Source organism: Bathymodiolus azoricus thioautotrophic gill symbiont, from assembly GCF_001298715.1.
Taxonomy (GTDB): Bacteria; Pseudomonadota; Gammaproteobacteria; order PS1; family Pseudothioglobaceae; genus Thiodubiliella.
On record NZ_CDSC02000392.1, the window covers coordinates 1 to 1,341 of the forward strand.

The 1,341-nt window shown below is 28.6% G+C and carries 1 pseudogene; it reads right to left on the reverse strand.

Features of this window, described 5'->3' with window-relative positions:
• Positions 1–1,341 (reverse strand): annotated as a pseudogene (locus BAZSYMA_RS10060) (hypothetical protein); the annotation flags it as partial.

The window sequence follows — 1,341 nt, forward strand, 5'->3', positions numbered from 1 at the left end:
ATTTTTTCAATTGAGTCAGTAGAATTTTGATTATCTATGTTAATACATTGTTCGTAATAATTAGATAATTGCTCATCAAATTCAAAAATTTCCTGCAGACCAGGCCTATTTTTAGGCTCAGCATCTTGCATCCAACTAAAATTATTTTCAATGAAATCCTTTAAACATTTAAGAGCAAAGTTATGATACTGTTCTTTATTTTTAATATCTAGATCTTCTAATTTCTTAATTTGGTGTATAAAATAGCCAGGATGTAAATATGTATCTTCAGCGATAATCATTTTACTTTCCTCTTTTTGTAAAATCTCCCATAATTCCGACACATACTGACCTTTATCATACGACATAACATATGAATGCTTTTCATCTCTTGTTCGAATATTTGTCCATACAGAATGTGGATATCGATCATTAATTTCAGATTTAATAATTTCTTTAAAAAATTGTTCATCAATAAGTGAAGTTTGACAATATTCACGAAGGTTAGACGCAACATTACTTTTTAAGAAATCAGCCTTACCCCAGCAATCCTCACCCTTAATCAAAGATAACAAATATTCATACTTTTTATCCTCTCTAAATTTATCAGACTCATTAGTCTCAGATAATGACTTTTGATTGGCATATTCTATAAACTCATCAAAAGAAGCGGTTTGCGCATTAATAGCGGAAACTTCGATAATACGACTCACTATTTCAGTTTCAACTTCTGGTGCATCTTGAATATCAGTCTGAATAAAATAAAAATCATTTAATGCGTTAATAATTCGGCTAATAATTCGTATATTGTTTATCTTATGTTTTGTTAAATAATCTTGTAGTGGATACTCTTTAAAGGCTGTTAATTTATCTTGCAATATTTTTAACGATTCAAAGGGTCTTGGAGCATAACTAAATTCATAATCAATCAACTTTTCTTTATATTTATCAAGTGTCTCCTTGTTATCCCCCAGCTTTCCTTCGTTTAAAATCATCACAACTTTACATTCTTTTTGTTCTTTTAGTTCGGCTATAAGCCCCAAAACTTCTTCTAATTTTATTGATGGCGATAATCTTTCAAAATCATCAAAACACACAACAATATTCTTGAAATCCTGCTTCTTAAACAAAGTTAGCAATGCCGAAGGATTAATATTAATAAATGGGATTTCTACATTTATACTTTTTACAAATTTTTTTAAATTTTCTTCACCTTTAGAAATAACTTGTAAAGATATATCTGTTCGAATGTCTGCAATTGTCTCTTTACCAAATAAAGAAATATAGGCAGTTTTATTTTTATGCCGAAAACAAATTTTATAGGCAGTTATAAATTTATGCCAAAAATAAGTTTTACCTACA